The sequence below is a fragment of the Actinomadura bangladeshensis genome (assembly GCF_004348335.1).
GTDB classification, from domain to species: domain Bacteria; phylum Actinomycetota; class Actinomycetes; order Streptosporangiales; family Streptosporangiaceae; genus Spirillospora; species Spirillospora bangladeshensis.
In genome coordinates this window covers 1-7,480 of record NZ_SMJW01000332.1, presented here as the reverse complement: position 1 = coordinate 7,480, position 7,480 = coordinate 1, and the positions used below count along the sequence as shown (strand labels likewise).

The following is a 7,480-nucleotide window of genomic DNA, read 5'->3' as shown; positions in this document are numbered from 1 at the left end:
GGGTGGGGAACGTGCTGCTGCTGGTGGGGGCCGGGATCGTCACCGCCGTCCCGCTCATGCTGTTCAACTCGGCGGCGATCAGGCTGCCGCTGACGGCGGTGGGGATGCTGCAGTACCTGACGCCCGTGCTCCAGTTCGCGATCGGCGTGTTCGTCCAGCACGAGGAGATGCCGCCGAGCCGGTGGGCGGGGTTCGCGCTGGTGTGGCTCGCGCTGGTGGCGCTCACATGGGACGGGCTCAGGGCCGGGCGTCGCGAAGCGGCCCCCGAGGCGGTCTCGACGGGCTAAAGTTCCGCACGGCAAATGCCCGGATTCGAGGAGTCCCGTTGCGTCTGGTCACCGTCACCGTGTTGGGTTCGGCACTCGTGGCGGCCGGGATGCTCGCACCGGCGACGGGCGAGGCGACCGCGACCGGACGGCACGACGTGGCGGTGGAGCCCGGCATGGTAAGGCCCGGCGATCGCGTCCGGGTCGAGGTGCCGGGGTGCGCGGGCCGGGCGCGGGTCGTGTCCGAGGCGTTCACCGGACGGGCCGTGGACGGTACCGCGACCGTGAAGCAGGACGTCGCGCCGGGCACCTACGCGGTCGTGGCGCACTGCGGGTCACGGACGGTGACCGGCGAGGTGCGGGTCGCGGGGCGGCTCGCGTGGCCCGACCTTCTGCCAAGCGGCCGTAACCACGAGTAACTGCCGTCAGCGGCCTTCTTGCTCACAATGTGAGCGTCACGGTGCGTGTTCACCGTCTGACGTAACGCCCCCTTGCCGCGATCACCTGCGCGGACGCTGTCAAGATCGTTCGACAAACGGGACAACCCCTCCGGCAAGTGATGGACGTCACCCGGAAAGGGCTGATATTTCTTCCCTCTCCCCCCTTGATCGTGTTAATTGATCATGTGATACTTCCACGGAAATCTACAAATCGCCCAAGCCTCGCATACGTCTCTAATCGCCCCCTCTGCTCCCGCCGCACCACCCGCCAGGTGTCGACGGCATCGGCAGAGGGTCGATTGCTTTAATCCCACATGGGGGGCAGTCGGAAGTGTCTGTTGACGTTGTTGCCGCGCCCGTCCGGAGAGCGAAGAACTTCCCGCTCTACCGCACGGTCTCCCGGCTCATGCGCGACCCGCTGCGGGAGATCCTCCGCATCAGCACCGCCGCCGGCGGCGAGATCGCGCGGTTGGACCTCGGCGCATCGCATCCGTACCTCGTGACCCACCCCGACGACGTCCAGCAGGTCCTGCGCAAGCAATCGGAGAACTTCGTCCGGGACGGGACGTTCTGGCGCCCCCTGCACGGCCTCTTCGGCGACAGCATCATGTCCGAGTACGACGAGTGGGAGCTGAGCAAGCGCATCCTGCAGCCGGCGTTCTCGACCCGCACCATCAGGTCCCTCAGCGACCACATGGCGCTGGCCATCAACGAGGCCGTCGGGCAGCTGGACGAGCCGGCGCGCGAGGGCCGGCCCATCGAGGTGCTGCCGGAGATGGGGCGCATCGTCCACGAGACCGTGATCAAGGTGCTGTTCGGCGACAAGATCCGGCAGGCGGAGGCCGACCGGATGATCCCGGCGATGGAGCGCCTCGCCACCTCGATCGCGTTCCGCTTCCTGCTGCCGTTCGTCCCGAAGTCGATCCCGCTGCCCGGCGACCGCGCGTTCGCCGAGGGGCTCCGGATCATGGACGAGACCCTGCACGAGCTCGTCGACCGGTTCCGCTACGACGCGGGCGAGGGCTACGACATCTTCACCGTGCTGTGCCAGGCCCGGATGACCGAGGGCAGCGGCCTGGGCGACGACTGGGTCCGCGACAACCTGCTCGCCATGTGGGCCACCAGCACCGAGACCACGACCGTGGCGCTGACCTGGCTGTGGCCCCTGCTCGCCCGGCACCCCGAGGTGGTCGAGCGGCTTCGCGCGGAGATCACGGAGGTGGTCGGGGACGAGGACGTCCGGCCCGAGCACCTGCGCCGGCTGCCGTACGTGCAGCAGGTCGTCCAGGAACTGCTGCGGCTGTACCCCGTCGGCTGGATCTTCCCGCGGATCGCCCTCGCCGACACCGCGATCGGCGGCGTCCCGATCAAGGCCGGGCAGACCGTGCTGACCAGCCCGTTCCTCACGCACCGCCTCGAATCGGTCTGGGACCGGCCGCTGGAGTTCGACCCCGGCCGCTTCACCGTCGAGGCGAACCGCACCCGGCACCGCTACGCCTACTACCCGTTCGGCGGCGGACCGCACCAGTGCATCGGACGGCACGTCTTCAACATGGAGGCGGAGCTGATCCTCACCGCCATCCTGAGCCGGTACCGCCCGTCGCTGCTGCCGACGGACGGCCCGGTGGAGGCGCGGATCGGCGCGACCCTGCGGCCGAACCAGCCGCTGTACCTGAGGCTGGAGCCGGCGGAGCGGCGGCGATGACGGAGACCGCGTCCGGGGAACTCACCGAACCTCCCCATCCGGGCCGCCCGCGGAGCCGGGTCACGCCCGCCCTCGAAGCGGGGACGATCTGCGCCGTCGCGGGCCAGGCGCAGCGGCAGATGCGCGGCTGGGCCGCCGAGCACCCCGCGCTCTACGACGCGAAGGCGTTCGATCCCGCGCTGTTCAGCACGCTCGCGCTCGCGGCCGCGTTCAGCGGGCCCGGGCTCGGTGCCGAGCGGCTGCGCATGGCCAACCGCGTCTGCCTGTGGTGCTTCGGCCTCGACTGGCTGATCGACTACGCCGCGTCGTCCCGCGCGGAGGTCGCGGGCCTGGTCCAGCGGTGCGCGGCCATCGCGGACGGCGCCGCGGACGGGGCCGCGGACGCAGCCTCACCCGAAGACGAGCTGGCGCGCTTCCTCGCCGACGTCCGCGACGAACTGGCGGCCGCACCGGCCTACCCGGAGCTGCGGGACGTCTGGCGGGACGAGCTCCAGCGCATGCTCGACGCGATGGCCCTCGAATGGGACTGGAAGGCCGCGCGGGAGAAGGGCGAGCCCGGCCCGTCCTTCGAGGAGTACCTCGCGAACGCCGACAACCTGGGGTTCTCGTTCGTGTTCGCCTCGCACTGGATCGCGTCCGGGGGCGGCGGGAACGTTCCGATGGTGCGCGAGGCGAGCCGGGCCGTGCAGCGGGTCGTCCGGCTGCTGAACGACCTCGGCACCTACGAGCGCGACCTCCAGTGGGGCGACCTGAACGGCCTGCTCCTCGACCGGACGCGCGCGCAGGTGGAGGAACGGATCGGGGAGCTGACCAGTGAGGCCCGCACGCTGCTCCATGACGCCGCGAAGGACGTCCCGGAGCTGGCGCGCTACATGGAACGGCAGATGGACTTCTGCGCGGGCTTCTACGGAGTGACCGACTTCTGGGGCACGTTGTGAGCGTCGACGACCGTCCTGTACCGATGACCGCCGTTCCGTCCCCGCGCGTCCCGGGGCAGGCCGATGCCGACACGGTCGAAGCCGCGCGGGAGCTGATCGAGGGCCTCCTCGCCTACCCGTGGGGGCAGGTCTCGCCGTCGGTGTACGAGACCGGCCGGCTGGTGACGCTCGCCCCATGGCTGAACGGCCACGGCGAACGCCTCTCCTACCTCGTGGAGTCGCAGCGGCCGGACGGCACCTGGGGCGCACCGGCCACCGGGTACGCGCTCGTCCCGACGCTGAGCGCGGTCGAGGCCCTGCTCGCCGAACTGACCCGCCGGAGCGGTGCGGACGACGACCGGCTGGTGCGGTCGGCCGCCGCCGGGCTGCGGGCGATCGACGAGCGGATGTGCGGGCCGGCCGGCGCGTCCGTGGACCTGCCCGACCTGCCCGCGATCGAGCTGATCGCCCCGTCCCTGACCCAGCGGATCAACGCGTCGCTGGCCCGGCTGCGCGACCGCCCCGTCCCCGGGCTCGCCGCGTGGGCGGGACGCGGGCTCGGCGCCCCGGCCGGGCTGGACGGCGCGAAGCTCGCCTTCGTCCGCGCGCTGCTCGGCTCCGGCGCGGACGTCCCGCAGAAGCTCCTGCACGCCCTGGAGATCGCCGACGACGGACCGGCCGGCCCCGCGGGGCTGCGACCGGAACCGACCGGCACGATCGGCGCGTCCCCGGCGGCGACCGCGGCCTGGCTGGGCGCGCGGGCGGCGGACGACCCGAGCAGCCCCGCACGCTGGTACCTGGAGACCGTGGTGGCGCAGCACGGCGGGCCCGTGCCCTGCGGCTTCCCGCTGACGGTGTTCGAACGCGGCTGGGTACTGGCGTGGCTGATCCGCGCGGGCATCCCGGTCACCGTCCCGCCGGAGCTGGTCCTCAGCCTGACCGCGCCGCTCGGCCCGGCGGGCACCCCGGCGGCCGAGGGCCTGCCGGCGGACGCCGACACCACCGCCGGCGCCCTGTACGCGCTGGCGCTGCTCGGCGCCCACCACCGGCCCGACCCCCTCTACGCCTACGAGACCGACACCCACTTCTGCACGTGGCAGGGTGAGGAGGGCGCGTCGGTCACCACGAACGCGCACGTGCTGGAGGCGTTCGGGCAGTACCTCGACGCCTGCGAGCGCACCGGCGGAGCGCCCGGCGCGGACGTTCGGGCGGGCCGGGCCCGCTACGCCGCGACCGTCGCGAAGGCCGCGGGCTGGCTGCGCGGGCAGCAGCGCCCGGACGGGAGCTGGGACGACCGCTGGCACGCCTCCCCGCTCTACGCGACGGCGTGCGCCGCGATCGCGCTGGCGCGCTTCGGCGGGGGCGACTCGGCCGGCGCGGTCGGCGCGGCCCGGCGGTGGGTCCTCGGATCGCAGCGCCCGGACGGCTCGTGGGGCCGCTGGGACGGGACGCCGGAGGAGACGGCGTACGCGGTGCAACTCCTGCTGCTGACCGATCCGTCCCCCGGCGCGGCCGTGCGGGACGCGGTCGCGCGCGCCGTCCCGCACCTGCACCGCTCTCTGAGCAGCGCCGATCCCGGCGAGGCGGACGAGCCGGCGCTCTGGCATGACAAGGACCTCTACCGGCCCGCCGCGATCGTCCGGGCCGGGACGCTGGCGGCATTGCATCTGGCCCGCCGGGCGGCCGCGTCCGCAGCCGCGGACGGGCCGGCGTCCGGGCACGATGTTTCGCCGAGGTGAAATCGGCCACACTCGACCGACCCGACACGCGCACCAAATGCGGCAAAGTGTTCGGTGTCGACGATTCACCTTGAGGCGTTATGGTCATGTTGCTAGTCTTCTAAGCCGTATGGAACGGCGGCCTACCGTCGCCCCTGCACCCTCCACACAGCGCGACCCGCCCGGCGCTTACTAGCGGCCGATGCGGGTTGCGAGCCATTTCACATATTGTTGGGGCGATAGTAATGCGCTTCCGCAACTCGCGCCTGAGAACGAAGATCACGGCCCTGTTGCTCTCCCTCGTGGCACTCTGGGTTTTCGCCGCGTGGGTGACGCTGCGCGAAGGTGTCAATCTGCTCGGCGTCAGCACGCTGGACACCGCCCTCGCGCAACCGACCGACCCCCTGCTCGCCGACCTGCAGCGCGAGCGCAGGCTGTCGATGGTGCAGATGGCGAGGCCGAGCGCCACCGCCAAGGCGGCGCTGAACGCGCAGCGCCGGGAGACCGACAAGACCCGCGCGGAGGCCGTCGAACTGGCCCGCGGCGACAACGTCGGGCGCTTCGGCGGCGCCACCCTCGAACGGCGCGTCGACGAGATGCTCGACCGGTTGAAGTCGGTGAACGACGCCCGCCGCGCGGTCGACGCCGGGTCGACCGACCGCGCCCGGATCGCGGCCGGATATTCCGAGGTCGTCGACTCCATTTTCCGGGTCTACGATTCGCTGGCCACGCTGGACGACAAGGATTTCGCCCGCGACACGCGCACGCTCCTTGAGCTCAACCGCATGTGGGAACTGCTTTCCCAGGAAGACGCATTGATGGCGGGCTCGCTGGCGACCGGCCGCATCACCCAGCCCGAGCTCATCACGTTCACCCAGACGGTCGGCACCCGGCGGCACAACACCGCGCAGGCGCTCATCACCATTCAGGACTCCGACCGCACCCTCTACGCGGGCCTGACGAAGAACGCGAAGATCAGCACGATCCAGTCGCTCGAAGACGAGATCATGCAGAACCGCCGGACCTTCGCCGCGAAGCAGACCTCGCAGCAGAACGGGCAGAACGGGCAGCAGACCGGCCAGCAGGGCTCGCAGCAGTCGTCGCAGCAGAACCGCGGCGCCTTCCGGCCCCCGATCACCGCCCAGCAGTGGGACGCCGTGGCCGAGCCCGCGCTCGCCGAGATGCGCCACCAGATCCAGTCGTCCGGTGACCGGCTGGTGGACCGCGCCACCCCGATCGCCACCGGCGTCATCATCCGGCTGCTGCTGGCCGGCGGTCTCGGGCTGATCGCCGTCATCGCGTCCATCATCGTGTCGATCACCACCGCCCGCGCGCTCGTCCGGCAGCTCGAACGGCTGCGCAACGCCGCCTGGGAGCTGGCCGAGCAGCGGCTGCCCGGCGTCGTCGAGCGGCTCGGGCACGGCGAGAAGGTCGACGTCGCACTGGAGGCGCCGCCGCTGCGGTTCGGCAGCGACGAGATCGGGCAGGTGGGACGCGCGTTCAACGCCGTCCAGGAGACCGCGATCCGCACCGCCGTCGAGCAGGCCGAGCTGCGCCGCGGCATCCGCGACGTCCTGCTCAGCCTGGCCCGCCGCACCCAGACGCTGGTGCACCGGCAGCTCACCATGCTCGACACGATGGAGCGCCGCCGCGACATCGACGTCAAGGAGCTGGAGGAGCTGTTCCGGCTCGACCACCTCGCGACCCGCATGCGGCGCAACGCCGAGAACCTGATCGTGCTGTCCGGCGCGCTGCCCGCCCGCGGCTGGCGCAACTCCGTCCCGATGGTGGACGTCATCCGCGCCGCGGTCGGCGAGGTCGAGGACTACACCCGCGTCACCGTGCTGCCGTTCGGCCCCGTCGAACTGGCCGGACGCGCCGTCGGCGACGTGACCCACCTGCTGGCCGAGCTGATCGAGAACGCGGTCTCGTTCTCCCCGCCCGACACCGTCGTGCAGGTCGGCGGCCACCTCGTCGCGAGCGGCTTCGCCATCGACATCGAGGACCGCGGGCTCGGCATGACCGACGACAAGCTCGCCGAGATCAACGAGCGGATCGCCAACCCGCCCGACTTCAACCTGCAGAGCTCGGTCCAGCTCGGCCTGTTCGTGGTCAGCAAGCTCGCCGAGCGCTACAACCTGCAGGTGTCGCTGAAGCGGTCCGCGTACGGCGGCACCACCGCGGTCGTCGTCCTCCCGCGCGAACTGATCATCGAGCAGGGCCCGGCGCCCGTCGCCGCCGGCACCACCACCCGCAACGGGCTGGAGGTGCGCCGCCCGGCCGCCGTCGGCGCCGCGGCCGGTCCGTCCGCCGGGCGCGCGGTGCCCGCCGGCGCCTCGGCGACGCTCCCGCAGGCCGGCACCGGCCCGCAGCCGGCCGGGCCCGCGCTCGTCGCGGTCCCCGCGCCCGCCCCCGCACCGGCGCCCTCGTCCAC

5 protein-coding genes and 1 pseudogene are annotated in these 7,480 nt (G+C 72.2%); all 6 read left to right on the top strand.

Annotated elements, in window-relative coordinates:
- Positions 1–287 (top strand): annotated as a pseudogene (locus E1284_RS36605) (EamA family transporter RarD); the annotation flags it as partial.
- 38 nt (positions 288–325) lie between these two features.
- A complete protein-coding gene (locus E1284_RS36600) occupies positions 326–685 on the top strand; it encodes a hypothetical protein (protein WP_131944730.1) in 360 nt (119 codons plus the stop codon).
- Between the two features lie 352 nt (positions 686–1,037).
- Positions 1,038–2,411: a cytochrome P450 gene (locus E1284_RS36595; RefSeq protein ID WP_131944729.1), complete on the top strand. Its 1,374-nt coding sequence runs from the start codon at positions 1,038–1,040 to the stop codon at positions 2,409–2,411.
- Positions 2,408–3,349: a terpene synthase family protein gene (locus E1284_RS36590; RefSeq protein WP_243714968.1), complete on the top strand. Its 942-nt coding sequence runs from the start codon at positions 2,408–2,410 to the stop codon at positions 3,347–3,349. The genes E1284_RS36595 and E1284_RS36590 overlap by 4 nt, the downstream gene beginning before the upstream one ends.
- Before the next feature lie 23 nt (positions 3,350–3,372).
- Entirely contained in the window at positions 3,373–5,067 is a 1,695-nt protein-coding gene (locus tag E1284_RS36585; protein ID WP_131944728.1) for a prenyltransferase/squalene oxidase repeat-containing protein, read from the top strand.
- Positions 5,068–5,348: 281 nt separating this feature from the next.
- Positions 5,349–7,480 (top strand): sensor histidine kinase (locus E1284_RS36580; RefSeq protein WP_165965568.1); only part of this gene is annotated, 2,132 nt, incomplete at its 3' end.